Here is a 19186-nt window from a genome sequence, read left to right on the forward strand (position 1 = left end):
ATTTTGATCTTCTGAGCGGGATCGTCAAGCGATCTGGCTTAACTGATCGGCATTAGGCGCAAGCCGGCTTTTTTAGTTTTAAAGATGTGCAACGATATACACCTCACACCTCACACCTCACACCTCACACCTCACACCTCACACCTCACACCTCACACCTCACACCTCACACCTCACGTTATAGCTGCCAACTGCCGTGCTGGGCCTTGCGGTATTTCTGTTCGCAGGGATCGCAGCGCTGACGGCAGGGATCCTGCCATAGTTGATCCCCGGTCAGTTCCGCTTCGCAGTCGCTGCACAGGCCATAGAGGCCTAGCTGCCACTGGCACAGGGCGGCGTCCACCTGTTTGAGGGCGTTGAGTTGAGGCTGTAACTGTGGCCAGGCGGCCAGTGCCGGGTAGTCGGCCCATTCGTCCGGTGGCAATTGCCGCAGGGCGGCGGCCAGAGAGGCATCCAGAGGTTGCAATGCCTGCCACAGAGCCTGACGCCGTTGTGCCGCCTCCGCCTGCAGGCGCTGCTCCAGCTCGCATAGGGTGATATTGCTGCTCATGATCACATCCGGTCGGAGGGAAGTTGCCAGCCAGTATAGGGTTGGTAACTTGTTAACATCATGATGCAAATCAATAGAATGGATAAGTGAGCCGCATTCGGCTGCAGGCGCGGCTTTAGCCGGCGCAAACCGACAAACAATGCCATATCTGTCGCATCGGCATCGTCTGATCCGGCAGCTGAAGCGCCGGCTACTTCTGCTGCGTCATTCCCGCGAAGGCGGGAATCCAGTGCCCAGTGCCATGGAGCTCCGCTTTCGCGGAGATGACGTCCTCCTCACGGCCAACGCCTCACCCCTCACGCAACACCCGGCGAATATCGTCGGTTTGCTTCAGGGTGCGAATACGGCCGAACAAATCCTGGGCTTCGGGGTAGTACAGCTTGAGGTAGCTCAGCCATTGCTTGATGCGGTTGGGGTAATAGACGGCCTTGTTGCCTTCCACCTCCTGCGCCGAATAGTCCAGCAATAGCGCGATCACCGCCGACCAGCTCATGGGCGCGGCGCCGTGCTTGATGGTGGCCGCCAGATTGGGCAGCGCCAGTGCGCCCCGGCCCAGCATGACGTCCTGACAGCCGCTTTGCTGTTGCGCCAGCGCGGCCTGTTCGGCGTTCCAGACTTCGCCGTTCACCACCACCGGTATCGACAGCGCCTGTTTTATTTCGGCCACCAGCGGCCACCAGGCGGGGGGGCGATAGCCGTCTTTCTTGCTGCGGGCATGCACCGCCAGCTCGCTGATGCCGCCCTCGGCCAGGGCCTGACTGTTTTCCAGATAGGAGTCCCGTTCTTCCAGCCCCAGGCGGATCTTGGCGCTCACCGGCAGGTGCGCCGGCACGGCGGCGCGCACCGCCCGGGCGATGCGATACAGCCGTTCGCTGTCTCCGAGCAGGGCGGCGCCGCCTCGGTGTTTGTTCACGGTCTTGGCCGGGCAGCCGAAGTTGAGATCGATGCCCTCGGCACCGAGGCGACAGGCCTGATCGGCGTTTTCCGCCAACCAGTCCGGCTCCTGACCCAGCAGCTGAATGCGCACCGGGGTACCGGCCGGGGTGCGGCATCCATGATGCAGCTCGGGACACAGCCGGTAGAATACCCGGGGTGGCAGACGCATGTCGACCACGCGCACAAACTCGGTTACGCACAGGTCGAAGGGATTGAGGCGGGTCAGCAGATCCCGCATCAGGTGGTCCAGCACCCCTTCCATCGGGGCCAGTATCAGGCGCATAGTCACTCTACTTTGGTAAAAAGGTTGGCAAAGAATGGGTAAAAAGGCGGCAAAAGCGGGGATTGTAGCCTGGCGGGGGCGGGGAGCAAAGCCTGCGGCTGTGGTTGTATAAAGAGGCAGCGCCGCTGCCTCTTCTTCTTGTCTCCCGCTCAGGCCGTACGGCTCACATCATGCTTCCTTCATCGTTGGGGGTCCTGGTCGGGTTTGTCGCTCGATTTATCATCGGGCCTGGCGACGTAGGCTCTGGCCAGCGATCGTATCACCGGCAATTGCCGCTCGAAATTGCGACAGCCCTTGCACATCATGGTGTGCAGTGCCAACGAGATTTTTTCGCCGGTACTGAGCGGGCGATCCTGGCTTTCGGACATTAATCGGGTAGCTTTGTGACAGGTCAGCATTGGCGGTCTCCTTGTTGTTGCCAGGTGTTTTCCAGGCATTCGCGCAGTCGTAGCCGGGCCCGGTACATCAGCACATTGAGGTTGCTCACGGTCAATTCCAGCTCGCGGCAGATTTCATGGCTTTCCAGCCCGACAAACTCGCGCATCATGAAGCTGCGGCCCTGATTGGGCGGCAGCTTGTCCAGGCACAATTCGAACAGGGTCCAGAATTCGTCGTCTTCCCGGCTGTTCTCGGGGGCGCTCCATTCCACCGGTCGCTCTTCCTTGTGCCACATGCCCCGGCGGTTGAACAATTGCTCTTCCAGATCCGAACTGTCGTCGCTGCCGAGACTGCTGATGGTGACCAGGCGCTGGTTTTTGCGGATCACATCGACAATCTTGTGCTTGAGAATGGCGAACACCCAGTTCTTGTAGGCCGCACGGCCGGTAAAACTGTCGGCGTACTTGAAGGCACCGAGAAGCGCCTCCTGTACCGCGTCTTCCGCCAGGGCGGCATCGTTCAGCTGCAGGGTGGCAAACCGCAGCATCTGGCGACGCAGCTCTTCGGACAGCAGTGGGTGTGTGGTGCTATGTTTCTGATCCATAATGACTCTTGTTTGGTGACGGGCCTTTCCCATTAATTAGACTCTAACGCCACCGGCGTTGCGCCGCCAGAATTGTCTGTGTTGTTTGTCTGTGTAGTGGTAACAGAGTCGCAGCCAGCGACGTCTTTATTACAGTGCTGGTGTTTGCTATCGACGGTAGCGAGCCAATCCCCTGCAGGGAAACCGGTAGGGAAAGATGAAACCGTAGAGCGGCTCTGTGAGTCAGTATCGAACTGTCAAGGCAGAAGACGGCATCGAAGACCCGGCCCGGCGGGCGGCCTGCCAACGGCAGGCGCTGGGGCGCACCCGGGTGATCGAGGCGGCAACCTTGCCGTCTCTTTGCAGGGGGCGACCAACCTGCAGATTTGTGACCCGAGATTAAAGGTTGTAGGGCTCCACGCTGGTGCCTTCCAGCGAATAGGCGGCGTCGCCCATTTCATGGCTGGCGCCGACGGTGCGCAGGGTGCCGGTGACCCAGACCGCGTCCCAGAGGTCATCGACCTGGGCGCCGGTCGGGTATTCCACATGGACTATCTGGTTGGTGGGCGGCGGCGGCACGTGAATGCAGGCACCGAAGTAGGGTACCAGCAAGAAGGTGGTGATCTGCTTGCTGTCGCCTTCCAGCGGCACCACAAAACCGGGCAGGCGCACCTTGCGGCCGTTCAGGGTCGGCACCACCTTGCCGATGGGCTGGGCCGGAATGGCAAATTCATCCTCGTGATCCACCTCGGGAAACGGCGGCGGATTCAGCTGTTCTTCCAGCGGGATCAGATCGTCCCATTCCAGCAGCGAATAGTCGTCGGCCCAGGCCCGGGGGGCCAGCAGCGCCAGAGTGGCGAGCAAGACGGCAATATATTTCATCAGTGTGTGATACTTCATCAGTGGTTGATACTCATTCCGTCGTTAACCGAATACCCATAGGCCCGTGCCGCCGGCAGCAGGCCGATGATCATGCCCGCCAGCAGGGTCAGGCCCACAAGACGCCATTCGCCCGCCTCGGGCAGACCCGGGTAAAGCAAAAGACCATATTGCGCCTGCACCAGGGGGGCCAGCAGTTGCAGCGAGCCATATAGTAACGCCAGGCCCAGCAATACGCCAAGGGCGGTGAGCAGGGCGGCTTCCAGTGCCAGCAGGCCAAAGAGATGACGCGGCCCGGCCCCCAGGGCGCGCAGTATGGCCAGCTCCCGACGGCGGGCCGAGAGCCCCGCCAGCAGGGTGGTCAGCATGCCCAGCAGGCCGGCCACCACCACGAACAGGGCGATGAAGGCGATGGCTTTCTCGGCGATGCCGAGCAGGATCCACAGCTCGTGCAGGGCGCTGCCCGGCAGAATGGCCGACAGCGGCTCGGCCCGATAACCGTTGATGGCGCGTTGCAGCCCGAAGATCTGCACCTTGCTGTTCATGCCCACCAGAAAGGCGGTAATGGAGTCGGGGGTGAGATCGGCGGCGCGGAGCTGTTCGGGTGACAGCGAGCGGGTCTGGCGGCCACTCTGCCAACCGAGATGGATGGCCTCCAGCCCGTCCAGTCGCACATGCACCGTTTTGTCGACCGGGGTGCCGGTGGGCGCCAGAATGCCGACCAGGGTAAAGGGCAGGTCGTCGTGCTGGCTGAACGAGGTGTTGCCGGCGCCGTGGGCGATGATGAGGGGATCGCCCGGCCGGTAGCCCAGGGTGTTCGCCACGTCGGCGCCGATCACCGCCTCGAAGGTGTCGCCGAAGGGGCGGCCCTCGGCCATTGTCAGTGGCTGGTTGCGGCCATAGGCGTAATGGCGGAAGTAATCCTGGTTGGTGCCCAGCACCCGAAAGCCCTTATGAGAGTCGCCCAGGGCGATGGGAATGGTCCAGGCCACGTGTTTCTGCTGGCTGATACGCTGGTAGCTGTCCCAGCTGATGTTGTTGGTCGGGTTACCCAAACGGAACACCGAATACAGCAGCAGATTGATCTGGCCGGTACGGGCGCCGACGATGAGATCGGTGCCGGACAGGGTGCGGGCGAAGCTGTCTTTCAGCTCCACCCGTACTTTTTCCACTCCCACCAGCAGCATCACGCTGATGGCGATGGCCGACAGCGTCAGGCCGGCGGTCAGCCGCCGGGCCCAGAGACTTTTCAATGCCAGTATCAACATTTTGCGGACTCGTTCAGTTCACAGAGGGAAACGACCCGGGAAAACAGCGGCTCCAGGGCCGGGTCGTGGCTGACAAACACCAGGGTACTGTGCTGGCGGCGGCATTCCCGGAACAGCAGTTCGATAAAGGTGGCCCGGCTGTCGGCGTCCAGCGCCGAGGTGGGCTCGTCGGCGATGATAAGCTCGGGGCGGCCAATCAAGGCGCGCGCCGCCGCCACCCGCTGTTGCTGGCCGATGCTTAACTTGTGCACCGGCTGCGACCACAGCGTCGGCGGCAGTTGCAGCTCGCTCAGCAGTCGTTCGGCCTCGGCCGTGGCGGAGCCTGCAACCGGCGGCGTTTGTGACGGGAGAAAATCAGGGCCGAGGTGACGTTTTCGGTGACCGACAGAAAGGGCAGCAGGTTGAATTGCTGAAAGATGTAGCCCAGATGGTCGGCCCGAAAACGATCCCGCTCCCGGCCCGACAGGCGAGACAGCTCCCGATCCAGTACCCGCAGTTGGCCACTGTCGGCCTGCTGGATGCCGGCCAGCAGGCCGAGCAGGGTGCTCTTGCCGCTGCCGCTGGGGCCCTTGATGAAAAGCCGCTCACCGGCGGCCAGTTCAAAATGCGGGATCTGCAGCATGGCGGGCTGACCGGGCCAGGCGAAGCGGAGATTGGTTATCGATATCAGTGTGTTCATGAACGCTTACCAGCTGAAGGCAGGCTGTTCGGGACTGAGGGTGGTGGCTATCTGGCCGGCCGGCACTATGCCCTGCAGCTCGACACGGGTCAGGCTGGGAAACTGCTCGAACAGCGTGGTAGAGAGTCGGTTCAGCGCCAGGGGCTGTTGGCACCGATAGCGGTACTGCACCAGCACGTCGTTGTGGCCAGGTTCATCATCATGATGCTCATGATGATGTTCATCGGCATGCTCGTTTTCATGATGCCCATGCTTATGCTCGGGCTCGTCAGCATGTTCTTCCAGCTCATGGGCATCGGTGTCTTCCTCGAGCACTCGGCTGGTGTTCAACTGGCAGGCGGCGGCCTCGGACAGATGAAACAGCGTGTCGGCCTGTTGTACCCGCTTGAGTGCATCGGTCAGCTGCGCTTGCTCCGCCTCATCGGTGGGGGCATGTTCGAAGCCGACCACGTCCGCCGCCGGCACCAGCAGCTCCAGCACCAGTTGTTGTTGATCCAGGGCCAGACTGAGGCGGCCGAAACCGTGTTCGTGTACGCCGGGCAGAGGCTGGGCGAGCAGGCAGAAGGGCAACAGGGGCAGGGCGAGGGCTAACGGTTTGAGCGACATAACAAACTCCGGTTGATTTTGTTATGTTATAACGTCTTCGGGTGAAGCTGTAAAGAGGCGATGTTCCGTTCGAATAAAGTCGATAAAGGCCTGCTCGGCCCGGGACAGGCGGCGGTCGTTGGGCCAGGCCAGGCAGAGGTCGAGAAAGTAGGGCTCGGCAAAAGATACCGGGAACAGGTCGGGGTCGTCCTTGATCACCATGCGCAGAAAGGTGGTGATGGCAAAGCCCTGGCGCACCACCGCCTTTAACAGCGGGATCAGGTTGCTCTCGAAGCCGATATGGGGGCGGATGCCGGTCCGGCGTGCCATTTCGTCGATATATTCCCGGTGAAAGAAACCGTGGCGAAACACCGCCAGCTCCTGACCGAGAAAGTCGTCGATGGCGATGGCAGCCTGATGGCGGGCAGGATGATCGCCATTGACCACCGCCACCATTTCTTCCCGCAGCAGGGGCTGGCCGGTCAGGGTCGGCGGCAGGGTCGATGTCAGTACAATGCCGAGCCCAAGCCGGCCCTGGCACAGTTGGGCCAGTACATCCTGGGTGCCGGCTTCGATCACCCGTATCGACAGCCCCGGATACTTGTGCTTGAACGCCATCAACAGCGGCGGAAAGTAAAAGGAGCCCAGCATGCTGGGGATACCGATACAGACTTCGCCGCTGTTGAGGTCGTGCAGTGCCGCCATGTCCTGCTCTGCCAGGGTGAGGGCGTTGAGGATCTGCTCGGCGTGCTGATGGAGTCGCTCACCTTCGGCGGTGAGCTGCATGCGGCCCTGGCGACGGTCGAACAACCGGATGCCAAGCTGCTGTTCCAGCTTCTTGATGGTCATGGTCACGGCGGGCTGGGCCAGGTGCAGCCGCTCGGCGGCGCGGGTGATGCTGCCCTCCCGGGCCACGGCGGCAAACTGGCGTAGCCATTTGGTTTCAATCATAAGGTTTGGTTATTTTTGTCATAAATTTTATATATTTCATTTATACGCAGGTGGGGATTAAGGTCAAGGTTCTGCTCCGGGAGTAAGCCATGATCGATCTGAAAACCCCACTCTGGTGGCGTGCCACCCTGGCACTGGACCTGGGCTCCATGCTGGTGTTCATCAATCTCTATCTGACCCAGCCGCTGCTGCCGCTGCTGGCCCGGGACTTCGAACTGTCGGCGCTGTCCGCCAGTTGGGCCTTGTCTGTATCCACCCTGGGGCTGGCCGTCGGCCTGCTGTTCTGGGCCCGGGTGGCCGACCGGCGGGGGCGCAAGCCGGTGATGCTGGGTTGCCTGCTGGTGGCCATAGTGCTGAGCCTGGTGATGGCATCATTGCCGGGTTTCGGCTGGCTGCTGGTGGCACGGGGCCTGCAAGGTTTTTTTCTGGCCGGGCTGCCGGCCACGGCGGTGGCCTACATGGGTGAGGAGTTCACCCCCAGGGCCCTGGTGACCAGCATCGGCATCTATATCGCCGCCAATTCTCTGGGCGGCATCGCCGGGCGGGTATTCGGTGGCTTGCTGGCACAATGGGGAGAGCAGTGGAGCGAACTGGGGGGAGATCCATGGTTCGGCGGCTGGCAGACCAGCTTTCTGGTGCTGGGCGCACTCAGCCTGCTGCTGTGGCTGCCGCTGCTGAAGTGGCTGCCCGCTTCCCGGCATTTTGTGCCAGCCGGTAAAGACGAGGGCATGAGTGCGCTGTTGGGCCATGTCCGCAATCCGCTGCTGTGGCCGGTGTATCTGGTGGGCGGGCTCAACTTCATGGTGTTCCTGAATCAGTACACCTATGTGGCCTTCTATCTGGCGGCGCCGCCCATCCACATGGCGCCGGCGGCGCTGGGTTTGCTGTTTCTGACCTACCTTACCGGTACCTTCGCCTCCGGCATCAGCGGCTGGCTGATCAACCGTTTCGGACTGTGTCGCACCCTGCTGGGGGCCATCGGCATCATGGCTGTCGGCAATCTCGGCCTGCTCAGCGAACGCCTGCCGCTGATACTGCTGGCGCTGCTGGTGGACAGCTTCGCCTTCTTCCTGGCTCATGCCTGCGCCAGCAGCTGGGTGGGGCGTAGCGTACAGCAGCACCGGGCACTGGCGTCGTCTTTATATCTGGTGTTTTACTATCTGGGCGCCAGCCTGGGCGGGCTTTATCTGTATCCCTTCTGGAGCCGGGCCGGGCTGCCCGGGGTGGCGCTGGGCATGATGCTGGTGCTGCTGGTGACGGCGGGCCTCAGCCTGCGGCTGCTGCGCCGGGAACGGAACACAACGTTAACAGCCATAAGCGACAAGCTGGAAACGAGTAGCTTCCCGAGTCATTTGTAGGCCCCGTTTCAACGGGAAGATCCCACCGCCGATGGCAGCATTTCCCGAATAAATTCGGGCCTACAGGCGGCGTGGTCTTGTTTACAGCGAATTGCTTATGGCCGGTCTTTTAACCAGTAATCGACGGGTACCGGCACTACCTCGCCGCGGGCGATTTCGAGGGCGATGGTGTCGGCCAGGCTGCGTTGATGAAACTTGACCTGATAGGGCGGCAGGGACAGGGTCAGCTCGGGTGTCGGGCCCTGCAGCCCGCTGGTGTTGAAGGGCACCTCCGGGTAGTCCTGCTGCAAGCGGTCCAGGCTGTTTACCACGATTTCGCCGTGCTCCAGGCCGTGCCAGTGCGGCTTGCCGGCCTTGGGGGCGGCCAGTTCGATGCAGGGTACCGGCCCGAAGGGGCTTGCCAGCGGTTGATGCAGCTGAAAGGTGATGATGGGCCTGTTGCCAATCATGCCCTCTACCAGGCATTCGCCGAACCGGGACAGAGTGGTACGCAGTTGCAGGTACTCCTGCTGGTCGGCGGCCCGATAGCAGACGTGATCCATGGGGCCCAGGGTCGTCGGCAGGCCGTGACTGCACAGGCCCTGTTGCAGCGCATGCAGAAAACGGCGGTGATCGCCCAGCACGTCGTCCAGTATCGGCATCGGGCTCACCATTTTTTCTTGGGCTCAAACAACAGATCGAGTTCGGACTTTTCCTGCTCTTCCGCGCGGGCTTTTTGCTCCTGTATGGCCTGGCTCTGTGTCTGGGTCAGCTCGCTCAGTCGTTGTTGCAGGTTTTCTTCGAGGCTCTTGAGCTGATCATCCTTGTCGGGCACCTGTTCCAGCACACTCAGACCTTTGGTCAGCATCTGGCGAGCCATGTTGCTGTCTTTATTGTTCAGCGCCATCTGGGCACGCTTGGCCAGGTTGACCAGGTTGATTTTGAGCTGCATCAGCTCCAGGTGGCGATCTTCCACCACAAAGGTCTGGTTACCCAGCTTGCCCTTGTTGTGCTCGATGCGCAGCAAGGCCCGTAACCGTTTGACGATTTGCAGCATATGAATCGCCTGCTGATCTGACTCGGGCGCTTTCAGAGTGGTTTGTTCCATCTGGTAATGTTCTTTTACCTGCTGCAGCTGTTGCTCGATATTGATCCGGCGAGATTTGATCTGGGCACTGGTTGGGTCCTGTTGCTGCATGGTTTGCAGGCTGTACAGAATACGATTGTACAGCACCATCACCAGCGCCTTGCTGAACGGCAGCTGGCTGGCGTGCAGCAGCAATTCATCGGTTTCGTTGATGATATTTTTGTGTTTGAGCAACAAGGTGCGCTTTTCTGCTTCCTGCTTCTGCCGGTACTGTTGAAGAATATTGTAGATAATGATCAGAAACAGCAGGGCGCCTATGGCTATGAGGATCAGGGTCAGCGTCATCTGTCGGCGGCTCGATTGGGGTAGAAAACAGGGAGGAAATGTTACCCCAGTCATGGGGCTTTGGCTAACGTCCATCGGGTTAACGGCATAAAATCGATGATGGTTCAGACAATTAGCATATAACTCCTGGTTATTAGCACATGACAAAGAGGATCTTTGTACAGGGTCTGATAATATTTAGCTACGTCACCTTAATTCTTGAGCCGCCATGAAACTGCAGCAGTTGCGCTATATCGTCGAAGTTGCCAATCACAATCTGAACGTGTCCGCTACCGCCGAGAGCCTCTACACCTCTCAACCCGGGATCAGCAAGCAGGTGCGGATGCTGGAAGATGAACTGGGGATCCAGGTGTTTGAGCGTAGTGGCAAGCATCTGACCCAGGTGACCCCGGCGGGCAAGGACATCATCCGTATTTCCAGCGAAATTCTGGGCAAGGTCGAAAGCATCAAGGCGGTGGCGAGTCAGCATACCCATCCGGATCAGGGCTCGCTCAACATTTCGACCACCCACACCCAGGCCCGCTATGCACTGCCGGACGTGATCAAGGGTTTCATCAAACGCTACCCGAAGGTGTCGCTGCACATGCATCAGGGCACGCCGGTGCAGATCAGCGAGTCGGTAGCCAAGGGCGCGTCGGACTTTGCCATTGCTACCGAGGCGATGCATTTGTATCAGGACTTGATCATGCTGCCCTGTTACCACTGGAACCGTTGCATTCTGGTGCCGAGGGATCATCCGCTGGCCACCATCGACAAGCCGGAGATTGCCGATATTGCCCATTATTCGCTGGTGACCTACGTGTTTGGCTTCACCGGTCGCTCAGAGCTGGACAATGCGTTCAGCCGGGCCGGCTTCGAGCCCAGGGTGGTGTTTACCGCCACCGATGCCGACGTGATCAAGACCTATGTGCGACTGGGCATTGGCATTGGCGTGCTGGCCAGCATGGCGGTGGACCCGGTGCAGGATAATGATCTGGTGGCGATAGATGCCAGCCATCTGTTTGCCTCCAGCACCACCAAGATAGGCTTTCGCAAGGGCACTTTCCTGCGCAGCTACATGTACGACTTCATGGAACGGTTTGCCCCCCACCTGACCCGGGAGCGGGTAGACAGGGCGGTCACCCTGAAGTCGCCGGAAGAAATCGACAAGCTGTTCGAAGACGTGGAACTGCCGGTACGCTGACTGGCGTGAGGCGATCCGACCCCGTGTGGGTATTCTGGTGTTGTAGCCGGCGCTTCAGCTGCCGGAGCGGACAGCACCGATTCTTCAAACACAGCGCCGTTTGTGGGTTCGCGCCGGCTAAAGCGGCGCCTACAGATTAGTCTGGAGCCCAGCCAAACATCGGTGTTGGGATATGCGGGTACGACAAAGAAAAGGAGCCTTTGGCTCCTTTTTTGGCTTACCGTTTATGGCTCGGGAGTTATTCCCCCAGGCCCTTGCCGGCGTCGTCTTTGGCAATCAGCTCAATCTTGTAGCCGTCCGGATCTTCCACGAAGGCGATGACGGTGGTGCCGCCCTTGACCGGGCCCGGCTCGCGGGTGACCTTGCCGCCGGCGGCACGGATCTGCTCGCACATGCCGTAGATGTCGTTGGCTTCGATGGCGATATGGCCATAGGCGTTGCCCAGATCATACTGCTCGGTGCCCCAGTTGTAGGTCAGCTCCAGCACCGCCTCGTCCTTTTCCTCGCCGTAACCGACGAAGGCCAGAGTGTACTGATATTCGGTGTTTTCGCTGGTGCGCAGCAGTTTCATGCCCATGATATCGGTATAGAAGGCGATGGACTTGTCGAGATTGCCGACGCGCAGCATGGTGTGCAGTATACGCATGATTAATACTCCCAGAGTGATGTAAAGGTCGGGTGTTTCCCTTTATGGCTATCAACCATCGGGATATTGTTTTTCTTTGTATTCACACAGGTCTTCGATCACGCAAGAACCGCAGCGCGGCTTGCGGGCCAGACAGGTGTAGCGTCCGTGCAGGATAAACCAGTGGTGCACATCCTGTTTGAACTCCGCCGGCACCCATTTCAGCAGCTTTAGCTCCACTTCGTCCACGTTTTTTCCCGGGGCGAAGCGGGTGCGGTTGGACAGCCGGAAAATATGGGTGTCCACGGCGATGGTGGGCCAGCCGAAGGCGGTGTTGAGCACCACGTTGGCGGTTTTGCGGCCCACGCCAGGCAGGGCTTCCAGCGCTTCCCGGTTTTCCGGTACTTCGCCGCCGTGTTGTTCCTGCAGTATGGCGCAGGTCTTGATCACGTTCTCGGCCTTGGTGTTGAACAGACCGATGGTCTTGATGTGTTCCTTGACGCCCTCTACCCCCAGCGCCAGCATGGCGGCGGGAGTGGGGCCGGCGGCAAAGAGGCCGATGGTGGCCTTGTTCACGCTCACGTCCGTGGCCTGGGCCGACAGCAGCACCGCAATCAGCAGTTCGAACGGGTTGCGAAAATTCAGCTCGGTGGTGGGGTGCGGATTTTCCGCCCGCAGTCGTTCCAGGATCTGGCGACGTTTTTCCATGTTCATAACGAGGTAACTCGCGCTCGGGTAACTTCGGTCTTGGGTGCCGGGGCCTGACGGGCCGCCAGCCGGCCGTCCAGCCAGTTCTTGGCGGCGATCATCAGTCCCAGGCCGATAAAGGCGCCGGGGGGCAGTATCGCCAGCAGAAAGCCGTTATCCAGGTGCAATACGTCGATGCGCAGGCTCGCCGCCCAGTCGCCCAGCAGCAGCTCGGCGCCGTCGAACAGGGTACCCTGGCCCAGCAGTTCGCGCAGGCCGCCCAGGACCAGCAGCACGGCGGTGAAGCCTAGGCCCATCATCAGGCCGTCCAGTGCCGCCAGCCCCGGGGTGGTCTTGGAGGCGAAGGCCTCGGCCCGGCCGATGATCACGCAGTTGGTGACGATCAGCGGAATAAAGATGCCCAGCGACTGATACAGCCCGTAGGTATAGGCGTTCATCAGCAGCTGCACGCTGGTCACCAGGCTGGCGATGATCATCACATAGATGGGGATGCGCACCTCAGCCGGCACCCACTGGCGCACCAGAGAGACGGTGAGGTTGGAGCCAATCAATACCAGCATGGTGGCGATGCCCAGCCCCATGGCGTTGGTCAGGGTGCTGGTTACCGCCAGCACCGGGCAGAGGCCCAGGATCTGCACCAGTGCCGGGTTGTTGCTCCACAGCCCCTGGCGGATGATGTCTTTGTGTTGTTCGCTCACAGGGATTCTCCACAAGAAGGGGCCTGGCTCAGCAATCCGGGCTGCTGCTGTACCAGCATCAGCACCTTGCGCACTGCCTTGACCACGGCTCTGGGGGTGATGGTGGCGCCGGTAAAGGCGTCGAACTGGCCGCCGTCGCTGCGTACCGCCCAGCGGGGGTCTTCTTCACCCTGCAGCGACTGGCCGTTGAAGTCGAGTACCCAGGAGGATTTTTTCAGCTCGATCTTGTCACCCAGGCCCGGGGTTTCATTATGGTTGAGTACCCGCACCCCGTTCAGGGTGCCGTCGATATTGATACCCACCACCAGCTTGATCTCGCCGCTGTAGCCGTCGGGCGCCACGGCCTCGATGGCATAGCCGCTGGGCTGACCGTCTTTCATCGCCGTAAACACCGGCAGGGCATCGCGGCTGCCCAGGAACGGCTCGCTGGTCAGCATCACGCAGTGATCGAACAGGGGCTCGTCGTGGCTGTCGGCAGGCAGCAGCTCGTCCAGCACCCGCAACAGCTGGGCCTGCTCCTGCTCGATGATGGTGTCTCTGGTCAGGCTGTGGGTAAAAGCCACGAAGGCGGTGCAGCCGAGGGCGAACAGCGCCAGCGTCAACCCGTTCTTGCGCATCATGTCCAGCATCAGCGGGCCGCTCCATAGGTGGTGGGTTTGGTCAGCGCATCGATCATCGGCACCGTAATGTTGGCCAGCAGTACCGCGAAGGCCACCGCGTCCGGATAACCGCCGAAGGTGCGGATCAGGTATATCAGCAGGCCGATCAGCACGCCGTAGATCAAACGGCCGCGGAAGGTGGTGGAGGCCGACACCGGATCGGTGGCGATGAAGAAGGCACCGATCATGGTGGCCCCCGACAGCAGGTGCATCATGGGGCTGGCGGTGCCGTCCGGGGCGACCAGAAAGCCCAGCAGACTGAACAGTAGCAGGCTGCCGAGAATGGCCACCGGAATGGGCCAGCTGATGAGTTTCAACCGCAGCAGCATCAGACCGCCGGCCAGATAGGCCAGGTTGACCCACTGCCAGCCGATGCCGGCCAGGCCGCCGAATACCGGGGAGGACAGAATTTCGCCGCCGGTATGACCCTGGGTAAAGCCGGTTTTAAGGGTGTCGAGCGGGGTGGCCATGGTGGTGCCATCGGCCAGTTCGCGCAGCTGGTGCGGGCTGAAACCGTCCAGGGTAAAGCCGGTGAAGATGGCAGACAGGCTGTCGGCGAAGGTGACCGGATACAGCTGCAGTTCCAGCGGCGGCAGCCAGCTGGTCATGTGTAGCGGAAACGACACCAGCAGCAGCACGTAGGCGACCATGGCCGGATTGAACAGGTTCTGGCCGATGCCGCCATAAAGCTGCTTGGCCACGATAATGGCGAAGGCGGTGCCGATTACCACCAGCCACCAGGGCGCCAGCGACGGCAGGGCGATGCCGATCAGCAGGGCGGTCAGCAGCGCCGAGTTGTCTTTCAGCTGGCGCAGAGGACGACCGCGCAGGGCCAGTACCAGCGCCTCGGCGCCGTAGGCGGTGAGCACCGCCAGCAGGATTTGGATCAGGCTGCCCCAGCCGAAAAACCAGCACTGGGCAAGGATGCCCGGTATCAGGCAGTAACAGACCCGCCGCATCAGGGTGGCGGTGTCGAGCGGAGCGCGATCATGGGGTGAGCTGCTGATTGTAAACGCCATTAGGACTCGTCTTCTCGATCGGATGGGGTGGATGCCGCCTGTTTTTGTGCTTCTGCCAGGGCGGCCTTGCGCGCTTTGGCGCGAGCGACCGCGGCCTTGATGGCGGCTTTCTTGTCGTCAGCCGCGGCATCGGCCGGTGCCGGCGCCTCGGTTTTCGCCGGTTCGGCCCCGGTGCTGGATGCCGGTTTTGCCGCGGCAGCGGCCTGTTCGGCCTTGCGCGCCTTGGCCCGGGCGACGGCGGCCTTGATGGCGGCTTGCTTGTCGTTGGCTGCGGCGCTGTCGCCAGTCGCCGTACCGCCGGTAAGCGCCGCCGGCGCTTCCGACTGGGGCGTGGCATCCGCTTCCTGAGCGGCTTTGCGCGCCTTGGCTCGAGCGACGGCAGCAGCCACGGCGGCTTTTTTATCGTCGGCCGACGCGCCGTCGTCAGTCACTGCGCTGCCGGTTTTCTCTGCCGGCGCCTCGGCCCTGGGGGTTGCCCCCGCCTCCTGTGCGGCCTTGCGCGCTTGGCACGAGCCACGGCAGCAGCCACGGCGGCTTTTTTCGGGTCGTCGTTGGTGTTGTCTGTCGGAGCTGCGGCGTCGGCCACGGCGGATTTTTTATCCTTGGCCGCGACGCTGTCATCGGCAGGTGCAGACGCTGGCACACCATCGTCCTGCGCGGCTTTACGGGCCTTGGCCCGGGCAACGGCGGCGGCCACGGCGGATTTTTTATCGTTGGCGGCGCCGTCGTTGGGGGCGGTATTCGTATCGCCGGTGGCCGTGTTGTCAGTGGTCCCGGCGGCCTGGGCCTGCTTCAGTTCCCGGTTGCGGCGGGCTTCTTCCTTGCGGGCGGTGCGGGCGGCGGCCATGTCGTCGGGGCCTTGCTCCTGCTGGCGGGCCTTGACCCGGGCCAGGGCGGCGGCCACCGGATCGTCGCCCCCGGCTTTGGCCTGTTCGGCCATGCGCGCCTTGCGCTCACTGGCGGCTTTTGCCTGTCGGGCCTGACGCTCTTCTTTCTCCCGGGCCAGCCGTTGCTGGCGGGCCTCGAAGCGCAGTTTGGCACGTTCGGCCAGCTCGGCTTCGCGCTGCGCATGGCGAATATCGGCCTTGGCCACCCGGTAATACTGCACCAGCGGTATGGTGCTGGGGCACACATAGGCGCAGGCGCCGCATTCGATGCAGTCGAACAGGTGGTGGCTGTTGAGCTTGTCGTGATCCTGGCTGCGGGCATACCAGTATAACTGCTGGGGCAACAGATTGGCGGGGCAGGCATCGGCGCAGTTGCTGCAGCGAATGCAGGCCATTTCTTCCGCCGGTGGCGCCAGCTCGGCCTGCCTGGGTGCCAGCAAGCAGTTGCTGCCCTTGATGATGGGGGCGGCGGCGCTGTGCAGGGTAAAGCCCATCATGGGGCCGCCCATGATGATGCGCTGCTCGGGCTCCGGCGTCAGGCCGTAGCGTTGCAGCAGGTGGCGTACCGGGGTGCCGATGTGCACCCAGGTATTGCCGGGTTCGCCGAAGGCGTCGCCTGCCAGGGTAACCACCCGGCGGGTCAGCGGTTCGTCGTCGATGATGGCCTGTTTGACCGCATAAGCCGTGCCCACGTTCTGCACCACGATGCCGATGTCGGCGGGCAGGCCGTTGCGGGGCACCTGCAGGCCTGTGAGGATTTCGATCAGCTGTTTTTCACCGCCGGACGGGTACTTGGTGGGCACCGCCACAATCAGCAGGTTCTCGTCCCGGTTGACCGCGCGCAGCGCCGCCAGCGCCTCGGGCTTGTTGTCTTCCACCGCCAGAATGGTGAGCTGCGGCTGCACGATGTGGCGCAGTATCTCCACGCCCATCAGTATTTCGGCCGGGTGCTCGCGCATCAGCCTATCGTCGGCGCTGATATAGGGCTCGCATTCCACCCCATTGATGATCAGGGCCTCTATTTTTTTCTTGCGGGGTCTCAGCTTGACGTGGGCCGGAAAGCCGGCCCCGCCGAGGCCGGCGATCCCGGCCTGGTGGATCCGCTCCAGCAGCACGTCGGCGCCCAGCAAGCGGAAGTCGGCTATCGGATAGCGGGGGCGCCACTGATCTTCGCCGTCGGGTTTGACTACGATGCACAGACCGTCCAGCCCCGAGGGGTGGCACAGGGGGCGGTCTTCGATGGCGGCCACGGTGCCCGAGGTGGGCGCATGCACCGGTACCATCATGGGGTTGAGTGGCTCGGTCAGGGGCTGGCCCCTGAGCACCCGTTCACCGACTTGTACCTTGACTCGGGCCGGCTGGCCGATGTGCTGGCGCACCTGCAAAATCAGTTCTTCCGGCAGGCCGGCATGGCTGATGGGCGTGAGGTTGGCCGGCGCCTTGCGCTCGGGCGGATGAATGCCGCCATGAAAGGTATGCAGCTTGCCTGCGTTGAGATCCTGTAACAGCGACATCTTAATCTACCTGCTTGATGGCGATGGGCGGCAGTTGCCATTTCCAGTTATCGGGGGTGACCGAGAGCGGAATCATCTCGATGCAATCGGTGGGGCAGGGATCCACGCACAGATCGCAGCCGGTGCATTCGTCTGCAATCACCGTGTGCAGCGCCTTGGTGGCACCGACGATGGCATCCACCGGGCAGGCCTGAATGCACTTGGTGCAGCCGATGCACATGTCTTCGTGAATAAAGGCGACCTTTTTCTCGGGCTCGGCGGCTTCCTCGCCCATGGCCTGGGGCTCGACGCCCATCAGATCGGCGATCTTGCGCATGGTGGCGTCGCCACCGGGCACACACTTGTTGATGTCGTCACCGTTGGCCACGGCTTCCGCATAAGGCTTGCAGCCGGGATAGCCGCACTGACCACACTGGGTCTGGGGCAGCAGTTCGTCCAGCTGCTCGACGATGGGATCGGATTCCACCCGGAACCGGACGGCGGCATAGCCCAGGATCAGGCCGAAGATCAGGGCCAGCAGGGCCAGCACCGCGATGGCGATTAGAATATTGCTCATATTACAACTTGACCAGTCCGGTAAAGCCCATGAAGGCCAGTGACATCAGGCCGGCGGTGATCATTGCCAGCGCCGCGCCCCTGAAGGGAGCCGGCACATCGGCCCCGGCCAGGCGCTCGCGCATGGCGGCAAACAGCACCAGCACCAGCGAAAAGCCCAGCGCCGCGCCAAAGCCGTATACCAGACTCTGCATGAAATTGTGCTGTTCGTTGATGTTGAGCAGCGCCACACCCAGCACCGCGCAGTTGGTGGTGATCAGCGGCAGAAAAATGCCCAGCAGCCGGTACAGGGTGGGGCTGGTCTTGTGCACCACCATTTCGGTGAATTGCACTACCACGGCGATGACCAGAATAAACGACAGGGTACGCAGATACAGCAGGTCTAAAGGCAGCAGAATATACTGGTTGACCAGATAGGAGCAGGCGGCGGCCAGGGTCAGCACGAAGGTGGTGGCCAGGCCCATGCCGATGGCGGTTTCGAGTTTCCCGGACACGCCCATGAAGGGACAGAGCCCGAGAAACTTGACCAGCACGAAGTTGTTGACCAGCACGGTGCCGACAAACAGCAGCAGGTATTCAGACATGATCACTCGGCGGATAATAAATAACGGCCGGTATTATCGGACTTTATGCCGCGTTTAACAATGCCACAGATGCTGTGGGTTTAGGCCATGCATCAGGAAAAAGTGTTGATTAACATGCCAATAACGGCAAAGGTACAAAGCAGCAAAGAGCCGTAGTGCATCACCGGACGGGAGACCAGATGCAGGGTCCGGGCCGCCACCCAGTTGCCGAGAAAGGTGGCGGGGACCAGCGGCAGAGCCAGTTTAACGTGATGCAGGGAAAGGTAGCCACCCAGGATCAGGGCGCCGACCGACATCAGGGTGGACACCACGAAGAAGCCGGCCAGGTTGGCGCGAATACGATGTATGTCGGCGCCGTGCAACACCAGCACCATGGGTGGGCCGCCGATGGTGGTGCTGGTACCCATCACGCCGGACATAAAGCCACCGATGGCGAGGTTGGTGCGGTTCATCGGCAGGGCGATGTCTTTCAGCCGAACCAGTACCCCCAGCATGATGGTAATGGCGATAAGAATGGCCAGCGATTGTTGAGAGACCAGCGCCAGCAGCACGACTCCCAGGGCACAGCCGGGAATACGGGCCAGCAGCGCCGGCGCCAGCAGGTTGAGCTCCAGTCCCTTGCGAAAGCGCCAGCCATTCAGCAGGCACATCACCAGCAGCACCAGCATCAGCGGAGCGGGCACCAGTGCCGGGCTCAGGTAAAACAGTATGGGGGCGGCAATAATAGCCATGCCAAAACCGATGGCGGTCTGTACATAGGCGCCGACAAAGCAGGCCAGCGCCGCCAGCAGTAGCAGCATAGGGTCGAGTTCGAGAGATTCCAGCATGTCATGGCCTTGGAAGTGCAAAATGGGCGTCATTATCGCCAATGACGGCGCGAGAAGGAAGGGAAC

Annotated in this window: 22 protein-coding genes and 1 pseudogene; 2 read left to right on the forward strand and 21 right to left on the reverse strand. The window is 61.6% G+C overall.

What is annotated here, in order from left to right:
- Positions 1-178: 178 nt before the first annotated feature.
- The 9 genes and pseudogenes from BFR47_RS00975 to BFR47_RS01015 all read right to left on the reverse strand — a co-directional run bounded on the left by BFR47_RS00975 (position 179) and on the right by BFR47_RS01015 (position 7092).
- Entirely contained in the window at positions 179-550 is a 372-nt protein-coding gene (locus BFR47_RS00975; RefSeq protein ID WP_071471336.1) for a transcriptional regulator, TraR/DksA family protein, read from the reverse strand.
- 289 nt (positions 551-839) lie between these two features.
- Positions 840-1769 (reverse strand): tRNA-dihydrouridine synthase, encoded by a 930-nt coding sequence (locus BFR47_RS00980; protein WP_071471337.1) that lies wholly within the window; start codon positions 1767-1769, stop codon positions 840-842.
- Between the two features lie 179 nt (positions 1770-1948).
- Positions 1949-2167: an anti-sigma factor family protein gene (locus tag BFR47_RS00985; protein WP_071471338.1), complete on the reverse strand. Its 219-nt coding sequence runs from the start codon at positions 2165-2167 to the stop codon at positions 1949-1951.
- Positions 2161-2751: a sigma-70 family RNA polymerase sigma factor gene (locus tag BFR47_RS00990; RefSeq protein WP_139215068.1), complete on the reverse strand. Its 591-nt coding sequence runs from the start codon at positions 2749-2751 to the stop codon at positions 2161-2163. Before BFR47_RS00990 ends, BFR47_RS00985 begins: the two co-directional genes overlap by 7 nt.
- A gap of 378 nt (positions 2752-3129) precedes the next feature.
- Positions 3130-3630: a DUF3299 domain-containing protein gene (locus BFR47_RS00995; protein WP_425433981.1), complete on the reverse strand. Its 501-nt coding sequence runs from the start codon at positions 3628-3630 to the stop codon at positions 3130-3132.
- Positions 3630-4877 carry an ABC transporter permease gene (locus BFR47_RS01000; RefSeq protein WP_071471340.1) on the reverse strand — a complete coding sequence of 416 codons (1248 nt, stop codon included), beginning with the start codon at positions 4875-4877 and terminating at the stop codon, positions 3630-3632. Before BFR47_RS01000 ends, BFR47_RS00995 begins: the two co-directional genes overlap by 1 nt.
- Positions 4871-5556, reverse strand: a pseudogene (locus tag BFR47_RS18060) (ABC transporter ATP-binding protein). The gene BFR47_RS01000 and the pseudogene BFR47_RS18060 overlap by 7 nt, the downstream one beginning before the upstream one ends.
- Before the next feature lie 6 nt (positions 5557-5562).
- The gene (locus BFR47_RS01010; RefSeq protein WP_071471341.1) at positions 5563-6162 is read right to left on the reverse strand and encodes a DUF2796 domain-containing protein; all 600 of its coding nucleotides are present in this window, start codon (positions 6160-6162) and stop codon (positions 5563-5565) included.
- 21 nt (positions 6163-6183) lie between these two features.
- Entirely contained in the window at positions 6184-7092 is a 909-nt protein-coding gene (locus BFR47_RS01015) for a LysR family transcriptional regulator (protein WP_139215071.1), read from the reverse strand.
- An 89-nt stretch (positions 7093-7181) separates the two neighbouring features.
- Here BFR47_RS01015 and BFR47_RS01020 point away from each other — a divergent pair, with 89 nt between their 5' ends.
- Positions 7182-8450, forward strand: coding sequence for an MFS transporter (locus tag BFR47_RS01020; protein ID WP_083398955.1), 1269 nt, complete (start codon positions 7182-7184; stop codon positions 8448-8450).
- 95 nt (positions 8451-8545) lie between these two features.
- Here BFR47_RS01020 and BFR47_RS01025 read toward each other — a convergent pair whose 3' ends face one another.
- Both BFR47_RS01025 and BFR47_RS01030 read right to left on the reverse strand, forming a co-directional pair.
- Positions 8546-9091 carry a VOC family protein gene (locus tag BFR47_RS01025; RefSeq protein WP_245748739.1) on the reverse strand — a complete coding sequence of 182 codons (546 nt, stop codon included), beginning with the start codon at positions 9089-9091 and terminating at the stop codon, positions 8546-8548.
- A gap of 5 nt (positions 9092-9096) precedes the next feature.
- A complete protein-coding gene (locus tag BFR47_RS01030; RefSeq protein ID WP_071471343.1) occupies positions 9097-9861 on the reverse strand; it encodes a DNA repair ATPase in 765 nt (254 codons plus the stop codon).
- 208 nt (positions 9862-10069) lie between these two features.
- On the opposite strand from BFR47_RS01030, the gene cysB reads away from it, so the two are divergent.
- Entirely contained in the window at positions 10070-11044 is a 975-nt protein-coding gene (gene cysB / locus BFR47_RS01035) for an HTH-type transcriptional regulator CysB (protein WP_071471344.1), read from the forward strand.
- 238 nt (positions 11045-11282) lie between these two features.
- Here the strand turns inward: cysB and gloA are convergent, their stop codons facing one another.
- From gloA to BFR47_RS01080, 10 genes are all read right to left on the reverse strand, one after another.
- Entirely contained in the window at positions 11283-11690 is a 408-nt protein-coding gene (gloA, locus tag BFR47_RS01040) for a lactoylglutathione lyase (RefSeq protein WP_071471345.1), read from the reverse strand.
- A 51-nt stretch (positions 11691-11741) separates the two neighbouring features.
- Entirely contained in the window at positions 11742-12383 is a 642-nt protein-coding gene (gene nth, locus BFR47_RS01045) for an endonuclease III (RefSeq protein ID WP_071471346.1), read from the reverse strand.
- Positions 12380-13075, reverse strand: a complete 696-nt coding sequence (locus tag BFR47_RS01050; protein ID WP_071471347.1) for an electron transport complex subunit E — start codon at positions 13073-13075, stop codon at positions 12380-12382. The genes nth and BFR47_RS01050 overlap by 4 nt, the downstream gene beginning before the upstream one ends.
- On the reverse strand, positions 13072-13704 hold the full coding sequence (gene rsxG / locus BFR47_RS01055; protein WP_071471348.1) for an electron transport complex subunit RsxG: 633 nt from the start codon (positions 13702-13704) through the stop codon (positions 13072-13074). The genes BFR47_RS01050 and rsxG overlap by 4 nt, the downstream gene beginning before the upstream one ends.
- On the reverse strand, positions 13704-14753 hold the full coding sequence (gene rsxD / locus BFR47_RS01060; RefSeq protein ID WP_071471349.1) for an electron transport complex subunit RsxD: 1050 nt from the start codon (positions 14751-14753) through the stop codon (positions 13704-13706). The genes rsxG and rsxD overlap by 1 nt, the downstream gene beginning before the upstream one ends.
- Complete coding sequence (locus tag BFR47_RS18390; RefSeq protein ID WP_245748740.1) at positions 14753-15184, reverse strand: hypothetical protein; 432 nt, start codon at positions 15182-15184, stop codon at positions 14753-14755. The genes rsxD and BFR47_RS18390 overlap by 1 nt, the downstream gene beginning before the upstream one ends.
- On the reverse strand, positions 15181-17154 hold the full coding sequence (gene rsxC, locus BFR47_RS01065) for an electron transport complex subunit RsxC (RefSeq protein ID WP_245748741.1): 1974 nt from the start codon (positions 17152-17154) through the stop codon (positions 15181-15183). Before rsxC ends, BFR47_RS18390 begins: the two co-directional genes overlap by 4 nt.
- Position 17155: 1 nt before the next feature.
- A complete protein-coding gene (rsxB, locus tag BFR47_RS01070) occupies positions 17156-17710 on the reverse strand; it encodes an electron transport complex subunit RsxB (RefSeq protein WP_071471350.1) in 555 nt (184 codons plus the stop codon).
- A gap of 1 nt (position 17711) precedes the next feature.
- The gene (rsxA, locus tag BFR47_RS01075; protein WP_071471351.1) at positions 17712-18293 is read right to left on the reverse strand and encodes an electron transport complex subunit RsxA; all 582 of its coding nucleotides are present in this window, start codon (positions 18291-18293) and stop codon (positions 17712-17714) included.
- Between the two features lie 92 nt (positions 18294-18385).
- Complete coding sequence (locus tag BFR47_RS01080; protein WP_083398956.1) at positions 18386-19120, reverse strand: sulfite exporter TauE/SafE family protein; 735 nt, start codon at positions 19118-19120, stop codon at positions 18386-18388.
- Positions 19121-19186: the final 66 nt, after the last annotated feature.

The organism is Oceanisphaera psychrotolerans (genome assembly GCF_001870485.1).
Lineage (GTDB): Bacteria > Pseudomonadota > Gammaproteobacteria > Enterobacterales > Aeromonadaceae > Oceanimonas > Oceanimonas psychrotolerans.

Coding starts and splice junctions, on each gene's coding strand:
- BFR47_RS00975 (WP_071471336.1), bottom strand. CDS start 550: ATGAGCAGCAATATCACCCTATGCGAGCTGGAGCAGCGCCTGCAGGCG.
- BFR47_RS00980 (WP_071471337.1), bottom strand. CDS start 1,769: ATGCGCCTGATACTGGCCCCGATGGAAGGGGTGCTGGACCACCTGATG.
- BFR47_RS00985 (WP_071471338.1), bottom strand. CDS start 2,167: ATGCTGACCTGTCACAAAGCTACCCGATTAATGTCCGAAAGCCAGGAT.
- BFR47_RS00990 (WP_139215068.1), bottom strand. CDS start 2,751: ATGGATCAGAAACATAGCACCACACACCCACTGCTGTCCGAAGAGCTG.
- BFR47_RS00995 (WP_425433981.1), bottom strand. CDS start 3,630: ATGAAGTATCACACACTGATGAAATATATTGCCGTCTTGCTCGCCACT.
- BFR47_RS01000 (WP_071471340.1), bottom strand. CDS start 4,877: ATGTTGATACTGGCATTGAAAAGTCTCTGGGCCCGGCGGCTGACCGCC.
- BFR47_RS01010 (WP_071471341.1), bottom strand. CDS start 6,162: ATGTCGCTCAAACCGTTAGCCCTCGCCCTGCCCCTGTTGCCCTTCTGC.
- BFR47_RS01015 (WP_139215071.1), bottom strand. CDS start 7,092: ATGATTGAAACCAAATGGCTACGCCAGTTTGCCGCCGTGGCCCGGGAG.
- BFR47_RS01020 (WP_083398955.1), top strand. CDS start 7,182: ATGATCGATCTGAAAACCCCACTCTGGTGGCGTGCCACCCTGGCACTG.
- BFR47_RS01025 (WP_245748739.1), bottom strand. CDS start 9,091: ATGCCGATACTGGACGACGTGCTGGGCGATCACCGCCGTTTTCTGCAT.
- BFR47_RS01030 (WP_071471343.1), bottom strand. CDS start 9,861: ATGACGCTGACCCTGATCCTCATAGCCATAGGCGCCCTGCTGTTTCTG.
- cysB (WP_071471344.1), top strand. CDS start 10,070: ATGAAACTGCAGCAGTTGCGCTATATCGTCGAAGTTGCCAATCACAAT.
- gloA (WP_071471345.1), bottom strand. CDS start 11,690: ATGCGTATACTGCACACCATGCTGCGCGTCGGCAATCTCGACAAGTCC.
- nth (WP_071471346.1), bottom strand. CDS start 12,383: ATGAACATGGAAAAACGTCGCCAGATCCTGGAACGACTGCGGGCGGAA.
- rsxG (WP_071471348.1), bottom strand. CDS start 13,704: ATGCTGGACATGATGCGCAAGAACGGGTTGACGCTGGCGCTGTTCGCC.
- rsxD (WP_071471349.1), bottom strand. CDS start 14,753: ATGGCGTTTACAATCAGCAGCTCACCCCATGATCGCGCTCCGCTCGAC.
- rsxC (WP_245748741.1), bottom strand. CDS start 17,154: ATGTCGCTGTTACAGGATCTCAACGCAGGCAAGCTGCATACCTTTCAT.
- rsxB (WP_071471350.1), bottom strand. CDS start 17,710: ATGAGCAATATTCTAATCGCCATCGCGGTGCTGGCCCTGCTGGCCCTG.
- rsxA (WP_071471351.1), bottom strand. CDS start 18,293: ATGTCTGAATACCTGCTGCTGTTTGTCGGCACCGTGCTGGTCAACAAC.
- BFR47_RS01080 (WP_083398956.1), bottom strand. CDS start 19,120: ATGCTGGAATCTCTCGAACTCGACCCTATGCTGCTACTGCTGGCGGCG.